Origin of the sequence: Aquipuribacter aurantiacus (genome assembly GCF_051216895.1) — a bacterium.
In the GTDB taxonomy this organism is placed as follows: domain Bacteria; phylum Actinomycetota; class Actinomycetes; order Actinomycetales; family JBBAYJ01; genus Aquipuribacter.
The window spans coordinates 325,830-350,999 of the sequence record NZ_JBPKAO010000001.1 but is presented as its reverse complement, the minus strand read 5'-3'; the positions used below and the strand labels follow the sequence as shown (position 1 = coordinate 350,999).

Here is a 25,170-nt window from a genome sequence, read left to right as displayed (position 1 = left end):
CCCCCCCCCCCCCCCGCCGCGGCAATCTCACCATGCGGCGACGGTCCCGGCCCGCGGCGGGGGGCCGACGACGGGACCGCGGGGTGTCGCCGGGTGGGCAACCGGGTACCCCGCCACCGTCCGTCCCGCTCGTCACTGGAGGTTCCATGACCGTCGTCCTCGCTGTCGTCTGCTCCGACGGGGTCGTGATCGGCTCCGACTCCCAGATCACCGAGAGCAGCCGTGGGATGAGCTTCCCCGCGCAGAAGCTGCACCCGCTCGGGGACCACGCCGCGTGGGGCGGCAGCGGCGCCCGAGGGGTGCTGGAGGACCTGCGACCGATCCTGGACGGCGACGCCGCGGCCATCGTCGGGGCCGCCAACCCGGGCGACGAGATCCAGGAGCGGGTCGTGCCGATCCTCAAGAAGCACTACGCGAACTACATCGACGACGTGCCCGGCGAGGGTTCCGGCGGCGGTGTGTCCGCCTACGTCCTGGCCGCCGGCGTCAGCGACGGCAAGGGCTGGATCGTCGAGATCAACCCCAACGGGCTGATCGGCCGCTACGACGACGTCGGCTTCCACGCCATCGGCTCCGGCGCCGCCATGGCGCAGCAGGGCGGGGCGCTGCTGAGCCACTTCCGGATGACCGAGCGCTCGGTCGACCACGGCGTGGTCGCGGTGGTCCGCGTGCTCGACGCGCTGGCCGAGACGTCCCCCAGCGTGGGCGGGCCCATCGACGTGGCCCGCATCGACGCCGAGGGCGCCCACCACCTCAGCGACAAGGAGGTCCAGAAGGCGCGCAAGGACACCGCCCGCTGGATGGCGCGCGAGCAGGAGGTCCTGGACACGCTGCTCGACTGACTCGCGCCACGCACCGCCCCGCCCGGGCCAGGGACCTTCGTCCCTGGCCCGGCGGCGCTCCGGGTAGCACCGTCGGGGCATGGAGACGACGACGCGGCCACCGGTCGAGCTGAGCGAGTCCGAGTGCTGGGTCCTGCTGCGCGAGGCCATGGTCGGTCGGCTGGCGGTCTCGGTCGACGACGAGCCCGACGTGTTCCCGGTCAACCACGTCGTCGACCACGGCACGCTGGTGTTCCGCACCGCCGAGGGGACGAAGCTGTCCGCCGCCGCCGGGCGTCGCGTGGCCTTCGAGATCGACGGCTACGACCCCGCCTCGGGCCAGGCGTGGAGCGTCGTGGTCAAGGGGCGGGCGCGGGAGGTCACCGAGCTGTACGACGTGCTGGACACCATGGGCCTGCCGCTTTCGCCGTGGCACGCCTCGCCCAAGCCCCGCTTCGTGCGGGTCGAGCCGACCACCGTCACCGGCCGCCGCTTCCACACCGAGGTCCCCCGCCGGACCTGACGCCCGCTTCCGCCAGGGCCCTGGCGTCGTCGTCCCGCAGTCACCCGACGGGGGCCACCCTCAGCACGTCGGCGAACCCGGCGACGTCCTCACCGCCGGAGCGGCTGACGAAGGGGTGCTCGCCCGCCTCGGCCGGGGCCGGGAAGGTGATGAAGGTCCGGGCGGGCGCCTGCACGTCGAACGAGCCGTCGACTGCGGTGATCGTGGCGGCGACGTCGCTGCTGTTGTAGACCGTGACCGGCTGCCCGGGGCGTACCGGCGCGGCCACGTGGAACCGGTCCGCGTCGACCAGCACCGAGACCGACAGGTCGCCGTGGTCGTGGCCGCTCATCTCCTCGGCCGGGGCGTCCTGGGGGGCGGTGGGGGGCCCCGGCTCGGCCCCGCCGTCGGGCGTCGCCCCGTCCTGGCCACCGGCCGACCCGGTCGACCCCAGCGACACGTCCACCACCGCGTCGGCACCGCCCGCCGCAGTGGCCGCGGCGCCCGGGCTCGGCGCCGGGGAGGCCGCCAGGGCCACGGACACGGCGACGGTGGCCGCCATCACGGCGACCTCGACCGCACCGAGGCGCACGAACGCGCGGGGCCGCCCGGCCGCCAGGGCCGGGAGCGTGCCGCGACGGTGCCACCAGCCCAGGCCGGCCAGCACCAGCAGCAGCGACGTCTTGACCAGCAGCAGCCGCACCCAGCCCTCCCCCGCCCACGACCCGGCCGGGGCCCCTGCGACGAGCACCGCGGCGGCGACGCCGGACAGGGTGAGCAGCACGACGCAGCCCAGCGCGAGCGCACTGAACCGGCGCGCCGCCACGACCACGTCGGCCGGACGACGCCCGTGCAGCAGCAGGCCGACCAGCCCGCCCACCCACAGGCTGGCCGTGACCACGTGCACCGACAGCGAGACGACGGCGGCGGCGTGGTCCTCGGCGGCGGCCGAGTGCCCGGCCAGGACGACCGGCACGACGACCGCTCCCAGCGCGGCCAGCAGCAGGACCGGGGCCCCGCGACGGACCGTGCGGCGGCCGCGCGGCGGACCACCCGCCAGGCCGACGCAACCGAGCACCACCGCGACCAGCAGCAGCCCGACCCACGTCGCGGCCCGGCCGAGAGGCAGACCGGTCAGCAGGCCCGCCACGCCCTGCACCGACAGACCGGTGACCGGGACGCCGTACAACGAGCTGGCGGTCAGCACCAGGGCCGCCCCCTCGGCCAGCAGCCAGCCGCCGGCCGACGCGGCGCTGCCCCGCAGGGCCCGCAGCACCCCGGTGCCCGACCCCGCAGGTGAGGTCGGGGCCAGCAGCGCGGCGTAGGTGAGCTGCCCGACCGTGAGGACCGCCAGCACCCGCGCGAGCAGGTCGACCAGGGGCTGGCCCCAGCCGGTGACCAGGCCCGCGTCGGGCAGGCCCGCCGTGGGCGCCACCGGCCGGCCCCCACCGACCAGCAGCGCGGCGACGAGGACCGTGGTCAGCAGCAGGCCGCCCGCCACGAGCAGCCACGGGCGGACCGGTGGCGACGCCAAGGCCCCCGGCGTCGGCCCGCCCCACGCAGGGGACGGTCGTGGGCGCACCGCGGGCAGCAGTGCCACGGGTCAGACCTCGCGGGCGAAGACGATGATGTTGTCGTCGAAGCGGCCGCTGCTCTCGACGATGGTGCCGCCGCAGGTGATCAGCCGCAGCTCCGGCCCCTCGGTGGGGCCGTAGACCTGCACGGTGGGGAAGGCGTCCTTGGGGAACTGCTGCAGGTCGTAGACCTCGAACGTCGCGACGCTGCCGTCCTCCCGGGCCACCTCGACCGTGTCACCGACCTGCAGGGTGGCCAGGTCGAAGAACACCGACGGGCCGCGGGACGCGCTGCTGACGTGGCCCTCGATGACGGCCGGGCCGACCTCGCCCGGGCGGGGCGAGCCGTCGAACCAGGCGGCGAGGTCGAAGTCGTCGCCCTCGGGGACCTCCAGCGAGCCGTCCTCACGCAGCCCCAGGTGCAGCAGGTCGGAGGTGACGTCGATCGCGGGGATGGACACCGACACGGGGGCGGCGACGGGCGCGGACTCCTCGGCGGCTGCGGCCGGCTCGGGGGCCGGCGCGACGGCCGGGGCGGGCGGTGGCGAGACCACCGTCGACGGTTCGACCGGTGACGGTCCGCCGGGTGACGACGCGGCCGCGGAGGGTGCCGCCGTCGCGGCCAGCGCCGGCGGCACGGGGGTGGCGCCCCGGTCGGACAGCCCCAGGGCCACCGCGGTCCCCCCGCCGACGAGCAGGGCGACCGCGAGGGCCGTGACGGCGACCCGGCCGGGACGCCGGGCGGTGCGGGCCGGGCCCGACCGCCCGACGTCCTGGCTCATGTCAACGACCGATCAGGACTCGGTCGCGGTGCGACGGCGCGCGACGAGCAGCGCACCACCGGCGAGCAGGGCCGCGGCGCCGCCACCGGCGACGGCGAGGCTCTGACCGCCGACGGCGGCCTGACCGGTGTCGACGCCACCGGCGGGCACCTCGTCCATCTGCGAGGCCTGCAGGATGCCGCACAGGGCGGGGTCGGTGGCCTCGGTGGGCAGCGACGGGTCGAGGTCGGACATGGTGTCGCCGTCGTAGGCGCCGGAGCCGTCGTGGTCGACGCCGTGCACGACGACCGCGGCCTCGCCCGACAGGATGTCCTCGGCGACCTCGGCGGTCACCTCGACGTCACCGCGGGAGTAGCTGACGTCGTCACCGACGCCGAAGCGGTCGATGGCCAGACCGGAGTCCGGGGACGTGTCGCCCTCGGTGGTGAGGGACACGATGATGCCGCCGTAGCCGACCGCGGTCTCGGTGGTGTTGAGGGTGCCGCTGTCGTCGGCGTCCTGCTCCGGGGTCGGGCAGATGCCGGGGGTGTCGTCGGAGTAGTGGATGTGGGCGGCGTGGGGGGCGTCGGCGAGCAGGCCCTCGTAGGCCAGCGTGAAGCTGAGCGTGGTGCCGTCGACCTCGACCATGGCCGAGCCGGAGCCCGGGGCGTCGTTGAGGGCGACCGGCTGCAGGTCGGCCATCGCCGAGCCGGACTCGGCGCTGGAGGCCAGGGCGGGAGCGCCGGTGAGGAGCAGGGCGGCGATGCCGACGGCCGGGGCGGCCAGGAACGTACGGGGAATGTTCATCGGGAAGATCCTTCCGATCGCACCCGCGTCCCGCTGTGGGCGGTCCGTCAGGTGTGGCGACCCCACGTCAGTGGGCGGTCGGAAGGGGTTCGGAGCGGGGACCGGGGCGGATTGCCCCCGACCCGAACTCGCTCGACGCTCACCGGCCGGGCGTGGCGCCCGGGGCCGTCCGAACCTGCCCGGCGCCCTCGCGCTTGGCGCGGTACATCGCCGCGTCGGCCTCGGCCAGCAGCCGGTCGGCGCTGAGGGCGTGCTGCGGGCTGAGCGCCACGCCCACGCTGCCGGACAGCCTGACCTCCACCGGGCCGGCCGTCAGCGGCTGCTCCAGCGCCCGGACGAACCCGTCGGCCACCCGGGCCGCCACCCGCTCGGCCCGCGACGGGTCCAGGTCGGGCAGCACCGCGACGAACTCGTCGCCGCCGATGCGGGCCAGCACGTCCCCTCGACGCAGGGCGGCGTCCAGCCGCTCGCCGACCTGGCTCAGCACCGCGTCACCGGTGGCGTGCCCGAACGTGTCGTTGACCTGCTTGAAGCCGTCCAGGTCCAGGAAGACGACGGCGACGGCGGCACCTGTGCGCCCGGCGCGCGCGACCGACGCCTCCAGCCCGTCGAACAGGCTGCTGCGGTTGGCCAGCCCCGTCAGGGCGTCGTGGCCGGCGAGGCGGACCAGCTCCTCCTGGGCCTCCACCCGGGCCGTGACGTCCAGCTGGTACCCCAGGTAGTGCGTCGCCGTCCCGTCGGGGCCGAGCACCGGGGACAGCTGCAGCTCGTTCCACCAGGTGCTGCCGTCCTTGCGGTAGTTGCGCAGCACCGTGCGGTGCTCCTGGCCCGAGCGCAGCGCACGGGACAGCCCCGCGACCGCTTCCGGGTCGGTGGCGGGCCCCTGCAGCAGACGCATGTTGCGGCCCAGGAGCTCCTGGGCGGTGTAGCCGGTCATCCGGGTCAGGGCGGGGTTGACGAACACCGCCGGCATGCCGGGGTCGAGCACGTCGACCACGGACATCCCGCCGACCGCCCCGTCCAGGGCGCGGGTCAGCAGGTCGGTGGGCAGCCCGGCCGACGGCGGCAGCACGGGCGCGACGCTGCGTGCGGGGGCCCGACGCGGGGCGGTCTCCTCCAGGGCGGGCACCGCCTGGCGGTCGCACCCCGGCCGCCCGGGCTTGCCGAAGTACCAGCCCTGCCCCAGGTCGACGCCGAGCTCGAGGGCCGCGGCGGCCTGCTCGGCGGTCTCGACGCACTCGGCCAGGACGAGCCCACCGTAGGCGTGCGTGATGGTGACGATGGCCTCGACGACGGCGGCCGCGACCCGGCCGGGCAGCTCCTGGACGATGTCCTTGTCGAGCTTGACGACGTCGGGCCGGAGCCGGACCAGGGTGTTGAGCGAGGAGTAGCCCGCCCCCAGGTCGTCCAGGGCCACCTTGCAGTTGCGGGAGCGGTAGTAGGCGAAGACGTGCTCCAGGTGGTCCAGGTCCTGGACCTGGTGCCCCTCGGTGACCTCGAAGACGATCTGGTCCAGCCGCACACCCGCGGCGGCGGCGGCCTGCTCGGTGGTGCGCAGGCAGACCTCGGGGCGGTAGATGGACGTGGGTACGAAGTTGATGAACAGCAGGTCGTCGCCGAGCCAGGCCCCGGCGTCGCGCAGCGCCGTGGTGCGACCGACCCGGTCCAGCAGGTTCGTCCAGCCCGCGGCCTCCGCGGCCGGGAACAGCTGGTCGGGGTAGACCGGGGTGCCGTCGGGGGTGACGGCGCGCAGCAGCGCCTCGTGGCCGATCGTGCGCCGGTCGGCCAGGTCGACGATGGGCTGGTAGACGGCGTGGAAGGCGGCGGCCTCGTCGGCGAACAGGGGGAGCAGCGAGGCGTTGTCCACCCGGGCGCCCGCCGCGGCGAGGGTGGGGGCACCCAGGGCGGCCGCGAGCAGACCGACCTCGTCGAGCGACTCGGACGGGGCGACCGCGTCGGTGCGCCCCGGCACCACCAGGCAGCGCACCTCGGCCGCCTCGACCGACGACAGCGCCTGCCGGGCCGCGGTGACGAAAGCGCCGACGTCGTCGCCGCTCAGCGACAGCAGGCCCGGGGCCAGCACCTCCGCGGGTGTCCCGCGGCGTCGCGCGAGGCTCCGCAGCGCGTTCACCGTGTGGTCGACGTGGCTGGCCAGCAGCACCCGTCCCGCTCCCGGGGTGCCCACGGCGGACGAGCAGGTGCACGAGCTGCAGTCGGTGGTCACCCGTGCTCGATCGGCCGTGACGCCGGCGGTCTTTAGGCGACTCCCCCGGACGCATGCATCTCCCCGTAGGAGGTACGAGCCCTGCATGACCCAGCCCAAGCAGCAGCAGACCTTCCCCGGCTCGCAGTCCGCCATGGACCCGGTCCCCGACTGCGGTGAGCAGTCCTACGTCGGTCACGGTCGGCTCGAGGGCAAGCGCGCCCTGATCACCGGCGCCGACAGCGGCATCGGCCGGGCCGTCGCCATCGCCTTCGCCCGCGAGGGCGCCGACGTCCTCATCTCCTACCTGAACGAGGACGAGGACGCGCGCGAGACCGCCCGCCTGGTCGAGGAGGCCGGCCGCAAGGCCGTGCTCGCCCCCGGTGACATCTCGAAGCCGCAGCACTGCCGCGACCTGGTCAGCCGGGCCGTCGACGAGCTCGGCGGGATCGACGTCCTCGTCAACAACGCGGCGTTCCAGATGAGCCACGAGAGCATCGAGGAGGTCTCCGACGAGGAGTGGGACTACACCTGGGCCACCAACATGTCCGCGATCTTCCACATCACCAAGGCGGCGCTGCCCCACCTGCGCCCCGGGGCCTCCATCATCAACAGCTCGTCGATCAACTCCGACATGCCGCGGCCGGACCTGGCGCCCTACGCCGCCACCAAGGCGGCCATCGCCAACTTCACGGCCAGCCTGTCGCAGCAGCTCGGCGACCGCGGGATCCGCGTCAACAGCGTCGCCCCCGGCCCGGTGTGGACCCCGCTCATCCCCTCGACCATGCCCGAGGACGTCGTCGCGTCCTTCGGTGACGACACCCCCCTGGGCCGTCCGGGGCAGCCGGCCGAGCTGGCGCCGGTGTACGTGCTGCTGGCCTCCGACGAGGGCAGCTACGTGTCCGGCGCGCGCATCGCGGTGACCGGCGGCAAGCCCATCCTCTGACCCACCCCGTCCCGACGTGACGGCACCCTGCAGCGGTCTGCCCGCCGCAGGGTGCCGTCGTGGTGCCCGGGTCCCGACGCGGCGTGCCGCTGCGTCGGTCAGGAGCCGGTCAGGAGCCGGTCAGCTGCGCGAGCGGCCGGTCGGCGTCGTGACCTGGAACTCCGGGTTGCCGATGGTCGTCACCCACTCACGGACCTGGGTGACGTCACCGGGCGCGAAGGCCAGGCTGAGCATGAGCAGCAGCCTCGCCTTCTGCGGCAGCAGGTCGTCGCCCGGGATGATGGCGCCGCTGCCGCTGGAGACCGACCCGGACCCCGTCCGCGACGTGCTGACGAACACCACGCCCTGCGCGACGGCGGCGTTGCGGGCCTGGCCCTTGGCCGAGGCGATGCCGCCGGCGCCGGTCCCGGCCGTGACGATGCCCTTGACGCCCGCGTTGGCGAACGCCGTGATGTCCTCGCCGCCGGCCTGCTGGTAGTTGTAGACGATCTCGGTACGGGGCAGCGCCGAGGCCGGCACCCGGCTCAGGTCGAACGGCGTGGGCCAGCTCCGCACGTCGTCGCACTTCTGCACCCGGGCCGGCGCCCGGCCGACCTTGATGCTGTTGCCGTCGATCCAGCCCAGGACGCCGAGCTCACGGGTCTGGAACGTGTCCATCCGCAGCGTGCTCGTCTTGGTCACGTCGCGGGCGGCGTGGAACTCGTCGTTGAGCATGAGCACCGTGCCGAAGCAGTACGTCGTCTGGCTCGCGGCCAGCCGGATGGCGTTGTACAGGTTGGCCGGGCCGTCGGCGCCGAAGATCTGCGTGCCGGTGGACGCGACCTTGCTGGGGCGCATCGCCCCCGTCATGACGACGGGCTTGCGGCTCTGCACCGTCAGGTCGAGCCAGTAGGCGAACTCCTCCATGGTGTCGGTGCCGCTGGTGACGACCACCGCGTCGGAGTTCCGCATCGCCGTCTCGACGGCGAGGGTCAGGGCGTGGAACTGGGCGATCGTGTAGCCGCCGGACCCGGCGTTGCCGAACTGCACGGTGTTGACCTCGGCCCAGGCCCCGATCTCGGGCTGGATGTCGGCGACCAGCTCGGCGATCGGGATCCGGCCCGCGCTGTAGCTGGTGAAGCTGTCGCGGGCGGGGGCGGTGCCGGCCAGCGTCCCCCCGGTGCCGATCACCGTCACCTTGGGCTTGGCGCCGGTCGCGGCCGCCCGCACGGCCGAGGTGTAGGCCGCGGACTCGATGCCCTCGAGGGCCACGACCTCGGTGGTGGCGGTCGCGTCCTCGACCGGCACGGGTGGGGTGATGAGGTACGCCGTCATCGCGGCGGACAGGATGCCGACGACGGCGACGGGGGCGAGCCGCGACACGGCGCGGGCCACGGTGGAGCGGGCAGGGGCCTTCACAGGAACCTCCGGGGGCAGGGGGATGGTGCCCTCACCCTGACCGCGCCCGGTTCCGCCCGTGTGACGGCGACGTCACCGTTCGGTGTCGTCTGCACCGTCCGGATGACGGGTCCTCACCCGGACGGTGCACGACCGTCGTGGCGACGCGCCGGTCAGGAGTGCGGGCGCCCCGCGAGCCGGTCGCGCAGCCGGTCGACCAGACCGACGCCGGGGCCGGCGAGCGCGTGGAACAGCGCCGAGTTGGGGGCACCGGGGTGGGCGCGCGTGGGCGCCACCTTCTTGACGGCCTCGACGCGCTCGGCCATCAGCACCAGCTCGTCGTGCGGGACGGCCTCGCGCAGCTGCGGGAACTGGTCCTTCTCCTCGTCGCGGACGTGGTCGGTCAGGACGCCCTCGAGCCGGGCCACCAGCACGTCGAACTGCTCGTCGTCGGGGCCGACGCCCTCGAGCCGCTTGAGCAGCACCTCGAGCTCCTTGTGCTCGGCCACGTCGGCGTCGACGGCCCGCTCGCCGTCCGGCAGGTGCTCCCTCATGGCCGGGTAGACCCACAGCTCCTCGGCCACCGAGTGCCGCACCAGCTCGGCGATCAGCAGGTCGGCCAGCTCGCGCTTCTCGGCGTGGGTCCGCGTGGTCAGGATGCTGCGGGCGGTGCGGAGCATCTCGGCGTGGTCGGCGGTCAGGACGTCGACGACGTCGGGGGTGCGGTCGGCGGGCATGGCAGGACTCCTCGAGCTAGGGGTTGGTCGTCGTGCCCGTACCCGCACGGCGGCCGCGCATGCCGCCCGGCCCGCCGTTCAGCGTGCGTCGTCGGCGCCGGCCTGGCTGTCCCGCACGTGCAGGCCGCTGGTGCCGGTGGGCCGCCGGCCGTGCCAGTCCACGACCAGCAGGGTCGCGTCGTCCTCCAGCCCGTCCGCCACCACCTGGAGCACGCCCTCGGCCAGCCGGCGGGTCGCCTCCCGCGGGTGCAGGTCCGCGGTCTCGTCGACGGCCGTGGCCAGGTCCAGGGCCGAGGCCTTGCGCTCCAGCATGCCGTCGGTCACCAGCACCAGCCGGTCGCCCGGCTCCAGCGCCACGTCGGTGCTGCGGTAGCCCGTGTCCGGGAACATGCCCAGCGGCAGGTCGACCGGCAGCTCGACCCGTTCCATCCGACCGGCACGGCGAAGGTACGGCAGGGCGTGCCCCGCGTTGACCATCGACAGCACCCCGGTGCGCAGGTCGACCCGGCCGAACAGACCGGTGACGAAGCCCTCGTCGGCCGTGGTGACCGTCTGGCGGACCAGGGCGGCGTTGGCCTCGACGACCTGCTCCAGCAGCGAGGCACCCGCACGGCGGGTGTTGCGCAGGCTCCCGACGCACAGCGTGGCCGTCAGCGCGCTCGCGACGCCGTGACCCATCGCGTCGGTGACCGACAGGTGCAGCACGTCCCGCTCGACGCTGTAGTCGAAGGAGTCCCCGCCCACCTCCGACGTCGGTTCCAGCCAGGCCGACAGCGTGAACGAGCCCGCCTCGCAGGTGAGCGCCGCCGGCAGCAGCCGACGCTGGATCTCGGCGGGCAGGCTGAACGCCTCGCTGCGCTGGGTCCACTCGAAGCGGTCCGTGTGACGACGGTTCGCGATGACCACGTAGGCCAGCACGTGGGCGGTGCGGCGCACGGCGGTCAGGTGGGCCCGGTCCGGCTCGGTCGCCGTCGACACGGCCAGCAGGCCGAGGGCGTCGCCGCGCTCGGTGACGGGCGACAGGACGAGCCAGCCCGGCGGCAGACCGGGCGGACGGGGCGACGCGGGAGGCAGGACCTGCGTCGTCTGCGAGCGCAGCGCCTCCTCCACCGCGCTGTCCTCGCCGGGCACCAGCACCGTGGGCTGGTCACCGTCGGGGACCCCCGGCTCGCGGGCCAGCCGCACCAGGCCGTGCCCGGACAGGTCCACCATCAGGAACGACACGTCGGTCGCGCCGAGGTCCTCCCGCAGCTCCTCGGTCACGGCCTCGACGGCGTGCCCGGGCACCGCGTCCTCGGCCGCCGCCAGGGCGCGGCTGAACCGTTCCCCGTGCTGAACCTGTTCCGCCACGGGCGCGAGCCTATGGGCAGGACGCCCTCGGCACCGGCCGGGAGGGACGAACCGGTCCACCAGGAGCAGACGGCCCAGGGGCGGCCGCCTGGGCAGGACCACAACCTGACCAGGTGTTCGGGAAAATCATGCAGATCCGTTGACACGTCACTCGGATGGTCCCTTGGATGAGCGGAACGCCTGCGATCCATCCCCCCGCCTGCGTCCCGCCGTTCCGCCTCACAGAGGAGGCCATGCCCGTGCGAAGCCCACTCAGCAGACCGTCCGCCAGGACGATCGCCAGGACCACGACAGCGACCGCGCTCACCGCTGCGCTCTCGTTCACCCTGCTCGCCTCCCCCGGTGGCGCGCAGGACCTCGACGTCCGGGACCCGGCCGTCGACGTCTACCCGATCGCCCTGGACCTGGAGGACCTCGAGCCCGAGGTCGTCGTGGTGGAGGCCGAGAACGAGCTCGCCGTCGCGCGCCTCGTGTCCACCGGCTACGAGGTCGTCGAGGAGGCCGAGCCCACCCCGGACGGCAAGCTCGGCGTCCAGGTCGTCGCCACCGAGACCCAGCAGCGGCAGCTCGAGGCGATGGGCTACGACGTCCTCGCCACCGTCGTGTCCCGCTCCGACGTCGCCGCCGTGCAGGCCGAGCGCGAGGAGCTCTCCGCCGAGGTCGCCGCGGCCGAGGCCGTCGCGACCGACGAGCTGTCGGTCCTGCGGGCGGAGTGGTTCGACAACGGCGGGGACCTGTTCCTCAACCTGGAGGTCCGGTCCTCCGCCGGCGCGTCCGCAGGCACGGTCGTCACCGCGACCTACGGCACGACGACCATCACGCTCAGTCGTTTCGTGGACGCCGGCGAGTACCAGTACCACCGGGTGAGCAGCCCGGTCCCGGTCGACGCGATCCCGGACTCGGTGACGTTCACCAGCTCCGCCGGCGACGTCGAGACCAGCGACCTCGAGGAGTGGCTGGGCGAGGAGCTGCGGCCGAACCGCAAGAACTACGCCACGGGCTTCGTCGACCGCTACATGGACGCAGTCGAGATCACCGCGCAGGCCGAGGAGCTCGCCGCCGAGTTCCCCGAGCTGGCCGAGGTCATCGACCTGCCGTTCGAGACCAACGGCTACCGTCGCCACGCCATGGGCACGCTCGGCGGGTTCACCAACACCGCGGTCGTCTACACGACCAAGGCGTGGGGCCACGAGGGCGGCAACGACGTCACCGTGCAGCACGTCGACCCGGGGGCGGCCGACTCGCCGCTGTCGGTGCAGGTCGACGGCGACGCCATCACCGTCTCGCTCGGCACGGACGCCACCGGCGCCCTGACGAGCACCGCCGCTCAGGTCGCCGCCGCCGTCAACGCCGCGGCCGGGGACCTGGTCGGCAGCAACACCTACCGCAACAACGCGGGCGCCGGGATCGCCCAGGCCGGCGCGGTCGTCCGGCTGGACGACTTCCTCAACGCGCCCGACTCCGTCTCGCGCGAGCCCGCGACCGTCAAGGCGATCCGCATCGGCGAGAAGCGCGACGGCACCAAGACCGGGGTCATGGCCTACAGCCAGGAGCACGCCCGGGAGTGGGTCACCCCGCTCGTGGCCCTCGAGGCCGCCGAGCGACTGCTGCGCAACTACGACAACGACCCCCAGACCCGGTCGCTGCTGCGCGACCTGGACATCTTCATCATCCCGACCGTCAACCCGGACGGGACGAACTACTCGATCCACGACTTCAACTTCCAGCGCCGCAACATGACCAGCTACTGCGGTCCGGGCCAGCCCAACGACTCCGGCGCCCGCAACGCCTGGGGCGTCGACCTGAACCGCAACTTCACCGTCGGGTCGCGGCTCGACGGCTACGACGGCGCCTCGGCCTCGTGCACCAGCGACGTCTACTCGGGCCCCTCGGAGCTGTCCGAACCCGAGGCCCGCAACGAGGTGTGGCTGACCGAGAACAACCCCAACATCAAGTTCGCCATGAACATCCACTCTCACGGCGGGTACTTCATGTGGGCGCCCGGCGCCTACATCCGTGACGGCCGCCAGACCCTTCCCCGGCCGAGCCAGGCCGAGGAGGACTACTTCTGGGCCTCGTCCTCGACGATCCTGTCGCGGATCCAGGAAGAGCGCGGTACGGCCATCTGGCCGGGCCGCACCGGTCCGGTCGCCGACGTCCTGTACTCCGCGGCGGGCAACTCCGCCGACGAGCACTGGTACAACAGCGACATCTTCGCCTGGAACTTCGAGGTGGGCTCCCCGCTGTGGAACGACGAGCTACGTCGCTGGGAGGCCGTCGGCTTCCAGCCGCCGTTCGCCGAGGGCTTCGAGGAGTCGCAGGAGTTCGCGGCCGGCATCATCGGTCTGCTCGAGGTCGCCCAGGCCTACGGCACCGACCGGGTGCCCCCGCGCTCGACCCTGGTCGAGACCGAGGACGGCTGGATGTTCGAGTCCACCGAGCCGGCGACGATCCACTACACGACCGACGGCTCCCGGCCGACCTACGACTCCCCGCGCATCCAGCCGGCCGAGGTCCGTGGCGACGCCGAGGCCCTCGACCTGGGACCGGGCCGGACCACGGTCCGCTGGTTCTCGGTCGACATCGCGGGCAACGTCGAGAAGCGGTACGACCCGCTGCGCAGCACCCGCGGCTTCAACCAGAAGACGATCACCGTCCCCTGACGACCGTCTGAGGCACCACTGAGCACGGCTCCGACGAGGGGCGTCACCTGCGGGTGGCGCCCCTCGTCCGTGCCACGACCGACGGGCGGGTCCCTCGACGACACGTCGAGGACGGGGCACCCTGGACGGGTGGGGCGACGGCCGGGACGTTGGCGCGACCGGGCGCACGCGGGCGCGTTGCTGGCGGAGCGGCTCGTGCATACCGTCGGACCGGAGGACGACGTCGTGGTGGTGGGGCTGCCCCGCGGCGGTGTGGTCGTCGCCGCTCCCGTGGCCCGGGCCCTGCGGGCTCCCCTGGACGTGGTGGTCGTCCGCAAGCTCGGCGTGCCGTGGCAGCCCGAGGTCGCGTTCGGCGCCGTCGGGGAGGGCGGTGTGGAGGTGCTCAACCCGGACGTGGTCGCCGCGGTGCCCGCCGATCAGGTCGACGCCGTCAGGGCGCGGGAGCAGGCCGAGGTCGACCGGCGGGCCCGTGCGTGGCGGGGGGCGGGGACCGGCCCCGACCTCGGGGGTCGCACCGTCGTCGTGGTCGACGACGGGGTCGCGACCGGCGCCACGGCCCGGGCGGCGGTCCAGGTGCTCCGGGCCCGGGGCGTCGCTCGGCTCGTCCTCGCGACGCCCGTCGTGGCCCGTGGCACGGCCGCGTGGCTGCGTCGGGAGCTGGACGACCTGGTCGCGCTGCGGGAGCCCGGCGACCTCGGCTCCGTCGGTGCCTGGTTCGACGACTTCACGCAGGTGCCCGAGGCCGAGGTCCGTTCCCTGCTGGAGCGGGACCGGGGGGAAGCACCCGGGACCTAGGACCCTGGTGCCGGGACGGTTCCGACGGTTGGGTCGAGGCAGACCACGGGTCGAGGTGGACCCGGCACCCGGGACGGAGAGCCGCGATGACCACGAGGACCCACCAGGTGGACCGCCACTGCTGGAGCATCGACGCCCGGACGGGGCTGCCCGACGGCCTGCAGCTGTGGGGTCCCGACGGCTCGCAGCGGCTGCGGGTCCACGTCGTGCCCGACGACGTCGAACCACCGGCACCGCTGGTCGGCCCCGACCTGGGCTGGGCGGTCACCCACGTGAGGGCCCGCGGCCTGGCCGCCCTGCTCGACATGCTCCGCCACGACCACACGATCCGCGTCACCATGGCCGACGACCCGCCGGGGGCGGTGTTCGTGCACACCGGCGACGAGCCGATGGGCCTGCTCCACCCCAACCCGCTGCCTCCGGCCCCCGTGCTGGTCTCCGCGGGAACGGCGACGCTGCGCGGCACGGCGACGTTCGACCTGGAGACCGGGACGGCGGGCACGGAGGCGGGCCGGGACCTGTGGTGGGAGGTGGTGGACACGACCACACGACGGCTGCGGCCCCAGAACGGTGCCCTGCTGTGCCCGCTCGGGGTGAGGCCCTTCGAGGCGGTGACGACGACCACGCTGGCCGCGGCGGACTACTCCCCCGCCCCGGTCGACGGCAACCGGACCGGGACCAACCGGCTGCGACCCGGCAGCGTCGTGGCGGTCCGCACCGCCGCCGGCAACCTGGCCAAGCTGGAGGTGCTGTCCTACGGGTACGACCTGCAGGTCAGGTGGGCGACCTACCGACCTGTCCCCGGCCGCGTCGGGCGCCAGGTCCCCTCGATGGTCTGACCTGCGAGGGGACGCGCGAGCCGGGCGCGACACGCCCGGCGGCTCAGGTCCGGCGGGCGGTCGGCCGATGGGTACGCATGTCTTCTCCGGGGTGTACCCCTGAACGCAACCACCGCCTGCCCGCCGCCACCGCGGTCGTGCTGGCCGCGCTGATGGTCACCTCGCTGGCCGGGCCGGCCCACGCCGCGCCCACCACCGTCGAGCTCGGGACGGCCGAGCCCTTCGCCGTCCTGTCCGCCTCCGGCATCAGTGACGTCCCCACGTCCGTCATCGCCGGTGACGTCGGGACGTCGCCGATCGAGGGCTCGGCCATCACGGGTCTCACCTGCGACGGGGTGGACGGCGACATCTACACCGTCGACGACACCGGCCCCGAGTGCCGGGTCGTGGACCCCGGGCTGCTGACCACCGCCCGCAACGCCCAGACCGCCGCCTACGTGGACGCCGCCGGCCGGACACCTGACACCACGTACCCCGACGTCGACAACCAGCTCGGCGGCAAGACCCTGGTCGCCGGCGTCTACCGCTTCGGCCACGCCGAGACGGCCAACCTGACCGGCACCCTCACGCTCGACGGCGACGAGAGCTCCGTCTGGATCTTCCAGGCCACGTCCGACCTGGTGTTCGCCAGCACCGCCACCGTCGCCCTCACCGGCGGCGCGCAGGCCTGCAACGTCTTCTGGCAGGTGGGCAGCGACGCCCAGCTCGGCACCGACTCCGACCTGGTCGGCACCTTCCTGGTGGAGGCCGAGATCGCGGCCCAGACCGGGGCCACGATCGAGGGCCGTCTGATGTCGTCGAGCGCCGTCACCCTCGACCAGAACGTCATCACCCGGCCCGGGTGCGACGCGCTGCCCGACACCCCGACCGGTGAGCCCAGCGACACCCCCGCTCCCGAGGACACCACCACCCCCGACGACACCGAGGACGAGGGCGACACCGACGTGCCGTCCAGTTCGAGCACGACCACGGCCTCCGGCCCCTCGGCATCCGGCGGGTCCGGGTCCGGGTCCGGCTCGGGTGACGCTCCCCAGGTGCGTCTCGTCCCGGTCGGCGCCGTCGCCGCCGGCGACGGCAGCGCCGCGGCCGGGGGCACGTCACCGACCGCGCAGGTCCTCACCCTCACGGGTCTGCTCGCGTTGCTGGTGGCGGGCGCCGTCGGCACGGTCCGCGCGCAGCGACGGGCCTGACCGTGGCTGGGCGTCGTGCGGTCCGCCACCGCGCGGCGCCCCGCCGGCCCGGGCGACGACGCCTGGCGCTCCTCGGCGGGGGGACCGCCCTGCTGCTCGGTGGGCTGGCCGTCCTCGCCCCCTCGTGGCTGCCGCCCGACCGCACCCAGGGGCCCGCGGCCGCCGCGGTCCCGGTCGTGGTGGCGCCCCCCGCCCCGCCGGCGCCGGTTCCGACCCCGGCCCCCACGGCCACCGCGGACACCGGGCTGGTGCGCTCGGCCCCGGTCCGGCTCCAGGTGGACTCGATCGGGGTGGACTCCGAGCTGGTCGACCTCGGCCTGGCCGCCGACGGCACCGTCGAGGTGCCCGAGGAGGGCTTCCCCGCCGGCTGGTTCACCGGCGCCCCGACGCCGGGCCAGACGGGGCCCGCCGTGCTGGTCGGCCACGTGGACTGGGACGGCGCCCCCGGGGTGTTCTACCGGCTGCGGGACCTGGAGCCGGGCGCCGAGGTCGCGGTCACCCGGGCCGACGGCGACGTCGCGGTGTTCGCCGTGACCCAGGTCGACCAGTTCGCCAAGGACGACTTCCCCACCGAGGACGTGTACGGCGACCTCGACCACGCCGGGCTCAGGCTCATCACCTGCGGCGGCTCCTTCGACGACGACTCCGGGCACTACGTCGACAACCTCGTCGCCTACGCCGAGCTGGTCCGGGTCGTCAGCCCCTGATCAGGGTCCTGTGAGCGACGTGCTGGGCGGTGCGGTGTCCGCCGTCTCACCGGCGCCGCCGGGACGGCGTGCTCGTGCCGCACCAGCCGCAGGTAGGTCGTGACCTCGTCCTGCCACCGCTGCTCGTCCCAGCCGAGCTCGTCGCGGCACACCTCGCCGAGAAGGTCGAGCAGCTCGCAGCCGCCGTCGGGCAGCAGCAGCCCGAGCCTGGTGCGGCGCAGCAGCAGGTCGTCGAGGTGGACCACAGCCTCGGCGCGGGCCGCCCACCGCAGGTCACCGACGCAGAACGGCGTGCCCAGCAGCGGCTCGAGCTCGCCGGGGCGGGCGACGTCCGCGACCTCGACCACCCTCCGACCGAGGTCCAGGGGCGGCGGCTCGGCGTGCGAGCGCAGCGGCACCCGGCGGGCGACGGCCCGGACCGCGTCGCGGGCCATGGCCTGGAACGTCGTGAGCTTGCCGCCGGCGACCGAGAGGAGCCCGGACTCCTCCCACACCACGTGCGAGCGCAGCTCCCTCGTCGTGTCGACCGCCGTCGTCCGCACCGTCGGTCGGACCCCGCTCCAGGTCGACACGACGTCCTCGCGTCCCAGCCCGAGCGACCGGTAGGGCTGCGCCAGGGCCTGCAGCAGGTAGTCGACCTCCGCCTCGGTGACGCCGACGCCGTCCAGGGCTCCCGGGTGCTCCAGGTCGGTGGTCCCGACGACCGTGGCCCCGTGCCAGGGCATCACGCTGACCGGGCGGCCGTCGTCGGGGTGCGACAGGACGACACCGGTGGGGCTCGGCAACCGGTGACCGGGCACGACGAGGTGGCTGCCGCGCAGGGGGCGCATCCGGGGGGCGCCACCCACCTCGGCGCGCAGCACGTCCGTCCACGGGCCGGTGGCGTTCACGACCACGGCCGCCTCGACCTCCACCTGCCGACCGGTCGGGCCGTCCTGGGCCCGGACGCCCACCACCTGCCCCCCGGACCTCAGGAGACCGGTGACACCGACGTGGTTGAGCACGGTCGCCCCGGCACGGGCACCGGCCCGCAGGACCTCCAGGACGAGCCGGGCGTCGTCCGTCCACGCCTCGGAGTAGCGGAGACCGCCGATCGACCCCTCCCGCTCCAGGTCCGGGACGAGGTAGGCCAGCTGCCGGGCGTCGACCCGGTGCCGCCGGGCCCGCCCGGCCAGCGCGTCGTAGGCGGTGAGCGCCGCCTCGTACCGCAGCCGCCTCACGCGGTCGCCGGTGCGCAGCGGGAACACGACGTCCACCGGCTTCACCAGCCCCGGCGCGGCGCGCAGCAGCTGCTCCCGCTCGTGCACCGCCGACCGGGCCAGCCCCACCTCGCCCTGGGCCAGGTAGCGCAGGCCGCCGTGGACCTGCTGCGACGACCGGCTCGACGTGCCCGAGGCGAAGTCGTGCCGCTCCAGCAGGAGCACCCGCGCCCCGCCGGACGCGGCCAGCCCCGCGGTCCCCGCGCCGACGACGCCCCCGCCGACCACCACGACGTCCCACGGACCCGGGAGCGACGCCCAGGCCCGGCCGCGCCGCTCGGCGTCCCAGCAGGACGCGCCGGCGGAGGTCACAGCAACGCGCCGGGGTTGAGCAGGCCGTCGGGGTCGGCCGTGGCCACCGCGGCGCGCAGCAGGTCCATCCCCAGCCGACCCTTCTCCGCCGGCAGGTGCTCCCGGTGGTCGACCCCGACGCCGTGCTGGTGGCTGATGGTCCCGCCCGCGGCCATCACGGCCCCGCTCGCGGCGTCCTTGCACAGCCGCCAGCGGTGCAGCGTCTGCTCGGCGTCGTCCCCGAGGCGGAACACGAACGTCGTGTAGATGCTGGAGCCCGTGGGGTAGACGTGGGACAGGTGCGTGACCGCCTGCACCTGCTCGCCGACGGCGCCGAGGGCTCCCCGCAGGGCCGACTCCACCGCGTCCACCAGCGCGGGCACCCTCGCCCAGCCGGTGGCGGACTCCACGGTGTCCACGCCGTACCCCTGCGCCCAGAGCCCGTCCCGCAGGTACGGCTGCCGGAACCGCCCGCGCTGCCACCGGGTGCCGAGCCCGCGACCGACGTGCACCCCGCCGTGGTGGCGGACCGTCCGGTGCGCGGTGCGCCAGCGCTGCCGCACCTGACGCGTCGAGCCCGTCACGCCCACGAGCAGCAGGCAGCCGTCCCCACCGACCCCGCGGGCGCTCAGCAGCGCCTGCAGCAGGCCGACCGTGGGCCCGTGCGCCATGGCCAGGTTGGTCGCGGTCTCGGCCGCGGTGCTGAGCCTCAGCATCGACAGCGGTGTCCCGCTCTGGGCCAGGGCACGGGTCGCCGTCAGGGCCGCGTCCCAGCCCGGCAGGAACACCGCGTGCACCTCGTCGACCTCGGGGAGGGGCCGGACGCGGAGGGTGGCGTCGGTGATGACGCCGAGGCGTCCCTCGGAGCCCAGCACCAGCTGGCGCAGGTCCGGTCCCGCGGCCGACCGCGGCACGGCGGGCACCGTCAGCGGCCCCACCGGGGACTCCAGGTGGACGCCCACCAGCAGCTCGTCCATCGCGCCGAACCCGACGGACTGCTGCCCGACGGAACGGGTCGCCACCCAGCCGCCGACCGTCGACAGCTCGAACGACTGGGGGAAGTGCCCGAGCGTGCCCCCGCAGGCCCGCAGGGACGCCTCGACCCGCGGTCCCCGGGTCCCGGCACCCAGCGTCGCCAGCTGGGCGCGGCGGTCGAGGGCGACCAGCGCCCCGAGCCGGGAGGTGTCGACGGTGAGGACCGGTCGCTCGCCCCGGGGGGCCGTCACCCCGCCGACGACGCTGGTGCCCCCGCCGTAGGGGACGACGACGGCGTCGAGCGTCCCGGCCCGGTGCAGCAGCTCGCGCACCTCGGCCGGGGAACGGGGGCGGGCCACCGCGTCCGGGGCGGCACCCAGGCGGCCCGACCGCAGGGCCACCAGGTCGGGGAAGCTCTGCCCCCGGGCGTGCCGGACCCGGTCCTCGGGGTCCACCGCCCCGCACCCGGCCCCGGCCAGACGTGACGGCGGGACGTGCGCCACGACGTCGGCGAGCGAGACGTCGGCGGGGGCGCGGCCCGCTCCCAGCGTCGAGGCGAGCAGGTTCGACAGCGGCCGGGGCACCGGCTCGCCCCGGGTGTCGTCTCCCCAGCCGTTCCACCGACGCATCCGCCACCACCCCTGTGCTGCCGTGTCGATGGTGACACCGCCCGGGGGTCCTGCACAGGGGTGGGGGGCCCCGGGTCCGGGTACGACGGCGCCCCGGCCCCGCCGGAGGATCGGCGGGACCGGGGCGAGGCGTACCGGTGGGGTCCGGGACTACTTGACGTCGAAGCGGTCGAGCATCATCACCTTGTCCCAGGCGGCGGCGAAGTCGCGGACGAAGGTCTCCTTGGCGTCGTCAGCGGAGTACACCTCGACGATGCCGCGCAGGATCGCGTTGGAGTTGAACACCAGGTCGGCCGCGGTGGCGGTGCGCACGACGTTGCCGTCGGCGTCCAGCCCCTCGTAGACGCCCTCGGTGTCGACCGAGGTGCGCCAGCTGACGCCCAGGTCGAGGAGGTTGCGGAAGAAGTCCTGCGAGAGGACGCCGACGGAGTCGGTGAAGACGCCGTGCGTGCCGCCGCCGGTGTTGGCGCCGAGCACACGCAGCCCGCCGACCAGCACCGTCATCTCCTTGGCGGTCAGCTCGAGCATGTAGGCGCGGTCGACCAGGAGCGTCTCCGGCTCCAGCTTGAGACCGGGTGCGATCCAGTTGCGGAACCCGTCGGCCCGCGGCTTGAGCCACTTCATGCCGTCGGTGTCGGTCTGCTCCTGCGAGGCGTCGGTGCGGCCCGGGGTGAAGGGCACCGTGACCTGCACACCGGCGTCCGCGGCCGCCTTCTCGACCGCGGCGCACCCGGCCAGCACGATGGTGTCGGCCAGCGAGACGGGTGTGCCGAACGCCTGCCGGACCTCGTCGAGCCTCGCGATGACCTCCTGGGTGCCGGCGTTGACCTCCCAGGACCGCTGCGGCTCCAGGCGCAGACGTGCCCCGTTGGCCCCGCCGCGCTTGTCGGTGCCGCGGTAGGACGCCGCCGCCGACCAGGCGGTGTGGACCAGCTGGGGGACGGTGAGACCGGACGCGAGGACCTGCCGCTTGAGCTCCGCGGCGTCGGTCTCGCTGATGAGCGCGTGGTCGACCGCGGGGACCGGGTCCTGCCAGAGCAGCTCCTCGGCGGGGACGTCCGGGCCGACGTAGCGGCTGCGGGGGCCCATGTCGCGGTGCAGCAGCTTGAACCAGGCGCGCGCGTAGGCGTCGGCGAAGTACTCCGGGTCGTTGTAGAAGCGCTCGGAGATCTCGCGCATCTCCGGGTCGGCCATGAGCGCGATGTCGGTCGTGGCCATCATCGGCGCGTTCATCTTGCCCTCGATGTGGGCGTCGGGGACCAGCGCCTGCGCCTCGGGGTTGACGGGCTTCCACTGCTTGGCGCCGGCGGGGCTCTCGGTCAACTCCCACTCGTAGGAGAAGAGCATCTCGAAGTAGGTGTTGTCCCACTGCGTCGGCGTCGGCGTCCAGGCCCCCTCGAGGCCGCTGGTGATGGTGTCGGCGCCCTTGCCGGTGCCGTGCTGACTGACCCAGCCGATGCCGTTGCCGTGCACGGGGCAGCCCTCGGGCTCCGGGCCGACCAGCTCGGGGTTCCCGGCGCCGTGGGTCTTGCCGAAGGTGTGCCCACCGGCGACGAGCGCGACGGTCTCCTCGACGTTCATGCCCATCCGGGCGAACGTCACCTTGATGTCGTGGGCGGACGCGAGCGGGTCGGGCTTGCCCTGCGGGCCCTCGGGGTTGACGTAGATCAGGCCCATCGTCACCGCGGCCAGGTCCCCGTCCTCCAGGTCCAGGGGCGTGTCGGCGGCGTAGCGCTCGTCACCGAGCCAGGTGTCCTCGGAGCCCCAGAAGATCTCCTGCGGCTGCCAGGTGTCCTCGCGGCCGAAGCCGAAGCCGAACGTCTTCAGGCCCATGTCGTCGTGCGCGACGTTGCCGGCGAGCACGAGCAGGTCCGCCCACGAGATCTGTCGGCCGTACTTCTGCTTGACCGGCAGCAGCAGGCGGCGGGCCTTGTCGAGGTTGGCGTTGTCGGGCCAGCTGTTGAGCGGGGCGAAGCGCTGCGCGCCCTCGCCGCCGCCGCCGCGACCGTCGGCGCTGCGGTAGGTGCCGGCCGCGTGCCAGCTCATCCGGATGAACAGCGGGCCGTAGTGGCCCCAGTCGGCCGGCCACCACTCCTGGGAGGTGCGCATGACCTCACGCAGGTCGGCCTTGAGGGCGTCGACGTCGAGCGTGGCCAGGGCGGCCTTGTAGTCGAGGTCACCGAGCGGGTCGGAGTCGCGCGACGGCTTGTTGAGGACCGACAGGTCGACCTGGTTGGGCCACCAGTCCTGGTTGGAGCGCGGCCGGTTGGTGACCTGGACCGTCGGCGACTTGATCGCCGGGTTCTCGCTCTCGGTCGTGCTGTCGGTGGTCGGCGCGGCCTGCGCGTCGGTCGAGGTGTCGTACGGCTTCGGGCTGTCGACAGGGCTTTCGGAAGGAGGCGTGGTCACGTCGATCCTCTCTGAGGGGGTGGGACGGGTCACTGGTGCGATGGCTGGTTCGCAGCGGCGGTGCAGGCGGGGCAGCGGCCCCAGTAGACGACCTCGGCCTCGTCGATGACGAAGCCGCTGCCGTCCGAGGCGGTCAGGCACGGCGACGCACCGACCGCGCAGTCGACGTCCACGATCACGCCGCAGTCACGGCAGACCGCGTGGTGGTGGTTGTCACCGGTACGGGCCTCGTACCGGGCGACCGAACCGGCCGGCTCGATCCGCCGGACCAGACCCGCGTCGGTCAGGGCGCGCAGGACGTCGTAGACCGCCTGGTGCGACACCGCTCCCAGGGCGGTACGAGCCGCGCGCAGGACGGTGTCGGTGTCCGCGTGCGGGTGGTCGTGCACCGCCCCGAGGACGGCCAGCCGCGGTCCGGTCACGCGCAACGCCGAACCACGCAGGGCGCGGGTCAGGTCGTCGGCGGTGGGCACGTCCCCACTGTCGCGGAAAGACTTGAACGAGTCAAGACCAGGTCGGTCGTCGCCCTGCCCGCCCGTGACCGATGAGTCCTGGCCGCCGCCCCGGTCTGTCGGACGTGAGGGCGATGTCCGCCCGGCCGGAGGAGGCACCATGTTGTGGCAGTCGAACCTGGACGGGAGCGTGCCCGCATGACCCGCTCGCTGGTGTGGACGGGCTTCGTGTCGCTCGACGGCGTGGCCGACTCACCGGGGGGCACGGTCGAAGGGCACCGCAGCGGCGGCTGGGTCTTCGCCACCGAGCTCGTCCCGGAGGCGTTCTCGCTGAAGGGCGAGGAGCTCGAGGACACCACCGCCCTGATGTTAGGTCGGCGCAGCTACGAGGCCTTCGCGCCGGTCTGGTCCGGCTCGGAGGACCACGCGGGCTACCAGGACCTGCCCAAGTACGTGGTGTCGTCCACCCTCGACGAGCGTGCCCTCGTCGAGGGCTGGGGACCGACGCACGTGCTGCGTTCGACCGACGACGTCGCGGCGCTGAAGCAGGAGGACGGCGGCAGCATCTACGTCCACGGCAGCGTCGAGCTGGCCCGCAGCCTGTCCGAGGCGGGGCTCCTCGACCGCTACCACCTGCTGGTGTTCCCCGTGCTCCTGGGCGCGGGCAAGCACGTCTTCAGCCGCGCCGACGTCGAGGCGCAGCGGCTGTCGTTGGTGGACTCCGACGCCTACGGCAACGGGGTCGTCAAGCTCGTCTACGACGTCCTGCGCTGAGGGGGCGGGGCGGACGACGAAGGCCCAGCCCGGCGCATCCGCCGACCTGGGCCTTCTTTGTCTCAACCGTACGTGCGCCCGGAGGGACTCGAACCCCCAACCTTCTGATCCGTAGTCAGATGCTCTATCCGTTGAGCTACGGGCGCCCGTGCGTCACCGAGGCGACGTGCGGACCGGATGAGGATACCGGACCGTCGGAGGTGCCACGAACGAGCAGGCCGGACGGCGCCCGGGCGACGTCGGCGAATTGCCCAGGTTCGCCCGCCCGTGCTCAGGTGTGCGGGCCCGCCGAGCAGCGCGGGCGTGACCGGGGGACCTGTCGACACCCTGCCCGTCCCCGGCTCGGACCCGATCCCGGGGGCAGCACCGTCCGCGGTGGGCAGCATGTGAGGTAAACGCATGTCCGCACGTACCGCCCGTCACCGGGCCGAACCGCAGCGTCGTCGCACCTCGTCCGCCGGGCACGGCCCGCGGGCCGCCCGCCGGGTCGCCCCCGCCCTGCTCATGGGCGCCGTGCTGGGCACCTCGCTCGGCCTCGCCTCCCCCGCCTCCGCCGCGCCCGGTGAGACCTGGGACCGGCTCGCCCAGTGCGAGTCCAGCGGCAACTGGTCCATCAACACCGGCAACGGCTACTACGGCGGGCTGCAGTTCTACCAGCCCACCTGGGAGGGTTTCGGCGGCCTGCAGTACGCCCCCCGCGCCGACCTCGCCTCCCGCGCGGAGCAGATCGCCGTGGCCGAGAAGGTCCTCGACGGGCAGGGCTGGGGCGCCTGGCCCGCGTGCTCGGCCCGGCTCGGCCTGACCGAGGCGGACGAGGACGGCGGCTCGGCGGCACCCGCGCCGGCCCCGGCTCCCGCCCCCGAGCCCGCACCCGCGGCGCCGTCCGGCAGCGGCAGCCACACCGTGGTCTCCGGCGACACCCTGTCCTCGATCGCCCGCGCCAACGGGACGACGTGGCAGACGGTCTACGCCGCCAACCGCGACGTGGTGGGCGCCGACCCGGACGTGATCCGGATCGGTCAGGTCCTGACCGTCGGCTGAGTACGCGCGCACGTCGAGGGCGGCACCGGTCACGGTGCCGCCCTCGGTCGTCCGGCGGGGGGCATGAT

The 25,170-nt window shown here is 74.2% G+C and carries 21 protein-coding genes and 1 tRNA gene; 10 read left to right on the top strand and 12 right to left on the bottom strand.

What is annotated here, in order from left to right; genetic code table 11:
* Positions 1-146: 146 nt before the first annotated feature.
* Positions 147-842, top strand: a complete 696-nt coding sequence (locus tag ACR80Q_RS01710) for a hypothetical protein (RefSeq protein ID WP_435375812.1) — start codon at positions 147-149, stop codon at positions 840-842.
* A 79-nt stretch (positions 843-921) separates the two neighbouring features.
* Positions 922-1,344: a pyridoxamine 5'-phosphate oxidase family protein gene (locus ACR80Q_RS01705; protein ID WP_435375811.1), complete on the top strand. Its 423-nt coding sequence runs from the start codon at positions 922-924 to the stop codon at positions 1,342-1,344.
* Positions 1,345-1,384: 40 nt separating this feature from the next.
* Here ACR80Q_RS01705 and ACR80Q_RS01700 read toward each other — a convergent pair whose 3' ends face one another.
* The 4 genes from ACR80Q_RS01700 to ACR80Q_RS01685 form a co-directional block, all read right to left on the bottom strand.
* A complete protein-coding gene (locus ACR80Q_RS01700; protein ID WP_435375810.1) occupies positions 1,385-2,923 on the bottom strand; it encodes a CopD family protein in 1,539 nt (512 codons plus the stop codon).
* A gap of 3 nt (positions 2,924-2,926) precedes the next feature.
* Positions 2,927-3,679: a class F sortase gene (locus ACR80Q_RS01695; RefSeq protein ID WP_435375809.1), complete on the bottom strand. Its 753-nt coding sequence runs from the start codon at positions 3,677-3,679 to the stop codon at positions 2,927-2,929.
* A 12-nt stretch (positions 3,680-3,691) separates the two neighbouring features.
* Complete coding sequence (locus tag ACR80Q_RS01690; protein WP_435375807.1) at positions 3,692-4,465, bottom strand: CHRD domain-containing protein; 774 nt, start codon at positions 4,463-4,465, stop codon at positions 3,692-3,694.
* Between the two features lie 139 nt (positions 4,466-4,604).
* Positions 4,605-6,689, bottom strand: a complete 2,085-nt coding sequence (locus tag ACR80Q_RS01685) for an EAL domain-containing protein (RefSeq protein WP_435375806.1) — start codon at positions 6,687-6,689, stop codon at positions 4,605-4,607.
* A gap of 85 nt (positions 6,690-6,774) precedes the next feature.
* Between ACR80Q_RS01685 and ACR80Q_RS01680 the strand changes: the two genes are divergently transcribed.
* On the top strand, positions 6,775-7,614 hold the full coding sequence (locus tag ACR80Q_RS01680; protein ID WP_435375805.1) for an SDR family oxidoreductase: 840 nt from the start codon (positions 6,775-6,777) through the stop codon (positions 7,612-7,614).
* A gap of 120 nt (positions 7,615-7,734) precedes the next feature.
* Here ACR80Q_RS01680 and ACR80Q_RS01675 read toward each other — a convergent pair whose 3' ends face one another.
* From ACR80Q_RS01675 to ACR80Q_RS01665, 3 genes are all read right to left on the bottom strand, one after another.
* Entirely contained in the window at positions 7,735-9,012 is a 1,278-nt protein-coding gene (locus ACR80Q_RS01675; RefSeq protein WP_435375804.1) for an asparaginase, read from the bottom strand.
* 152 nt (positions 9,013-9,164) lie between these two features.
* Positions 9,165-9,728 carry a hemerythrin domain-containing protein gene (locus ACR80Q_RS01670; RefSeq protein WP_435375802.1) on the bottom strand — a complete coding sequence of 188 codons (564 nt, stop codon included), beginning with the start codon at positions 9,726-9,728 and terminating at the stop codon, positions 9,165-9,167.
* 78 nt (positions 9,729-9,806) lie between these two features.
* Complete coding sequence (locus ACR80Q_RS01665) at positions 9,807-11,078, bottom strand: PP2C family protein-serine/threonine phosphatase (RefSeq protein ID WP_435375801.1); 1,272 nt, start codon at positions 11,076-11,078, stop codon at positions 9,807-9,809.
* 233 nt (positions 11,079-11,311) lie between these two features.
* Between ACR80Q_RS01665 and ACR80Q_RS01660 the strand changes: the two genes are divergently transcribed.
* The 5 genes from ACR80Q_RS01660 to ACR80Q_RS01640 all read left to right on the top strand — a co-directional run bounded on the left by ACR80Q_RS01660 (position 11,312) and on the right by ACR80Q_RS01640 (position 17,272).
* Positions 11,312-13,741 carry a M14 family metallopeptidase gene (locus ACR80Q_RS01660; RefSeq protein ID WP_435375800.1) on the top strand — a complete coding sequence of 810 codons (2,430 nt, stop codon included), beginning with the start codon at positions 11,312-11,314 and terminating at the stop codon, positions 13,739-13,741.
* Between the two features lie 129 nt (positions 13,742-13,870).
* On the top strand, positions 13,871-14,536 hold the full coding sequence (locus ACR80Q_RS01655) for a phosphoribosyltransferase (RefSeq protein WP_435375799.1): 666 nt from the start codon (positions 13,871-13,873) through the stop codon (positions 14,534-14,536).
* 86 nt (positions 14,537-14,622) lie between these two features.
* Positions 14,623-15,375 carry a hypothetical protein gene (locus ACR80Q_RS01650; protein ID WP_435375798.1) on the top strand — a complete coding sequence of 251 codons (753 nt, stop codon included), beginning with the start codon at positions 14,623-14,625 and terminating at the stop codon, positions 15,373-15,375.
* Positions 15,376-15,452: 77 nt separating this feature from the next.
* A complete protein-coding gene (locus ACR80Q_RS01645; RefSeq protein ID WP_435375797.1) occupies positions 15,453-16,565 on the top strand; it encodes an ice-binding family protein in 1,113 nt (370 codons plus the stop codon).
* 2 nt (positions 16,566-16,567) lie between these two features.
* On the top strand, positions 16,568-17,272 hold the full coding sequence (locus ACR80Q_RS01640; RefSeq protein WP_435375796.1) for a class F sortase: 705 nt from the start codon (positions 16,568-16,570) through the stop codon (positions 17,270-17,272).
* Here the strand turns inward: ACR80Q_RS01640 and ACR80Q_RS01635 are convergent.
* From ACR80Q_RS01635 to ACR80Q_RS01620, 4 genes are all read right to left on the bottom strand, one after another.
* Positions 17,239-18,843: a glycerol-3-phosphate dehydrogenase/oxidase gene (locus ACR80Q_RS01635; RefSeq protein WP_435375795.1), complete on the bottom strand. Its 1,605-nt coding sequence runs from the start codon at positions 18,841-18,843 to the stop codon at positions 17,239-17,241. The two genes, ACR80Q_RS01640 and ACR80Q_RS01635, sit on opposite strands and share 34 nt — an antisense overlap.
* On the bottom strand, positions 18,840-20,426 hold the full coding sequence (locus ACR80Q_RS01630; protein WP_435375794.1) for an FAD-binding oxidoreductase: 1,587 nt from the start codon (positions 20,424-20,426) through the stop codon (positions 18,840-18,842). The genes ACR80Q_RS01635 and ACR80Q_RS01630 overlap by 4 nt, the downstream gene beginning before the upstream one ends.
* A gap of 150 nt (positions 20,427-20,576) precedes the next feature.
* Positions 20,577-22,835, bottom strand: a complete 2,259-nt coding sequence (gene katG / locus ACR80Q_RS01625) for a catalase/peroxidase HPI (protein WP_435375793.1) — start codon at positions 22,833-22,835, stop codon at positions 20,577-20,579.
* 29 nt (positions 22,836-22,864) lie between these two features.
* Positions 22,865-23,308, bottom strand: coding sequence for a Fur family transcriptional regulator (locus ACR80Q_RS01620; RefSeq protein ID WP_435375792.1), 444 nt, complete (start codon positions 23,306-23,308; stop codon positions 22,865-22,867).
* A 177-nt stretch (positions 23,309-23,485) separates the two neighbouring features.
* Here ACR80Q_RS01620 and ACR80Q_RS01615 point away from each other — a divergent pair, with 177 nt between their 5' ends.
* Complete coding sequence (locus ACR80Q_RS01615) at positions 23,486-24,061, top strand: dihydrofolate reductase family protein (RefSeq protein WP_435375791.1); 576 nt, start codon at positions 23,486-23,488, stop codon at positions 24,059-24,061.
* Positions 24,062-24,134: 73 nt separating this feature from the next.
* Here ACR80Q_RS01615 and ACR80Q_RS01610 read toward each other — a convergent pair.
* Positions 24,135-24,207: transfer RNA gene (locus ACR80Q_RS01610), tRNA-Arg, on the bottom strand.
* A gap of 253 nt (positions 24,208-24,460) precedes the next feature.
* Between ACR80Q_RS01610 and ACR80Q_RS01605 the strand changes: the two genes are divergently transcribed.
* Positions 24,461-25,102 carry a LysM peptidoglycan-binding domain-containing protein gene (locus ACR80Q_RS01605; protein WP_435375790.1) on the top strand — a complete coding sequence of 214 codons (642 nt, stop codon included), beginning with the start codon at positions 24,461-24,463 and terminating at the stop codon, positions 25,100-25,102.
* Positions 25,103-25,170: the final 68 nt, after the last annotated feature.

What these genes read in the sequence shown, in the direction of transcription:
- ACR80Q_RS01710 (WP_435375812.1), top strand. Translation starts at nt 147, where the DNA reads ATGACCGTCGTCCTCGCTGTCGTCTGCTCCGACGGGGTCGTGATCGGC.
- ACR80Q_RS01705 (WP_435375811.1), top strand. Translation starts at nt 922, where the DNA reads ATGGAGACGACGACGCGGCCACCGGTCGAGCTGAGCGAGTCCGAGTGC.
- ACR80Q_RS01695 (WP_435375809.1), bottom strand. Translation starts at nt 3,679, where the DNA reads ATGAGCCAGGACGTCGGGCGGTCGGGCCCGGCCCGCACCGCCCGGCGT.
- ACR80Q_RS01690 (WP_435375807.1), bottom strand. Translation starts at nt 4,465, where the DNA reads ATGAACATTCCCCGTACGTTCCTGGCCGCCCCGGCCGTCGGCATCGCC.
- ACR80Q_RS01680 (WP_435375805.1), top strand. Translation starts at nt 6,775, where the DNA reads ATGACCCAGCCCAAGCAGCAGCAGACCTTCCCCGGCTCGCAGTCCGCC.
- ACR80Q_RS01670 (WP_435375802.1), bottom strand. Translation starts at nt 9,728, where the DNA reads ATGCCCGCCGACCGCACCCCCGACGTCGTCGACGTCCTGACCGCCGAC.
- ACR80Q_RS01660 (WP_435375800.1), top strand. Translation starts at nt 11,312, where the DNA reads ATGCCCGTGCGAAGCCCACTCAGCAGACCGTCCGCCAGGACGATCGCC.
- ACR80Q_RS01650 (WP_435375798.1), top strand. Translation starts at nt 14,623, where the DNA reads ATGACCACGAGGACCCACCAGGTGGACCGCCACTGCTGGAGCATCGAC.
- ACR80Q_RS01645 (WP_435375797.1), top strand. Translation starts at nt 15,453, where the DNA reads ATGTCTTCTCCGGGGTGTACCCCTGAACGCAACCACCGCCTGCCCGCC.
- ACR80Q_RS01630 (WP_435375794.1), bottom strand. Translation starts at nt 20,426, where the DNA reads ATGCGTCGGTGGAACGGCTGGGGAGACGACACCCGGGGCGAGCCGGTG.
- ACR80Q_RS01615 (WP_435375791.1), top strand. Translation starts at nt 23,486, where the DNA reads ATGACCCGCTCGCTGGTGTGGACGGGCTTCGTGTCGCTCGACGGCGTG.
- ACR80Q_RS01605 (WP_435375790.1), top strand. Translation starts at nt 24,461, where the DNA reads ATGTCCGCACGTACCGCCCGTCACCGGGCCGAACCGCAGCGTCGTCGC.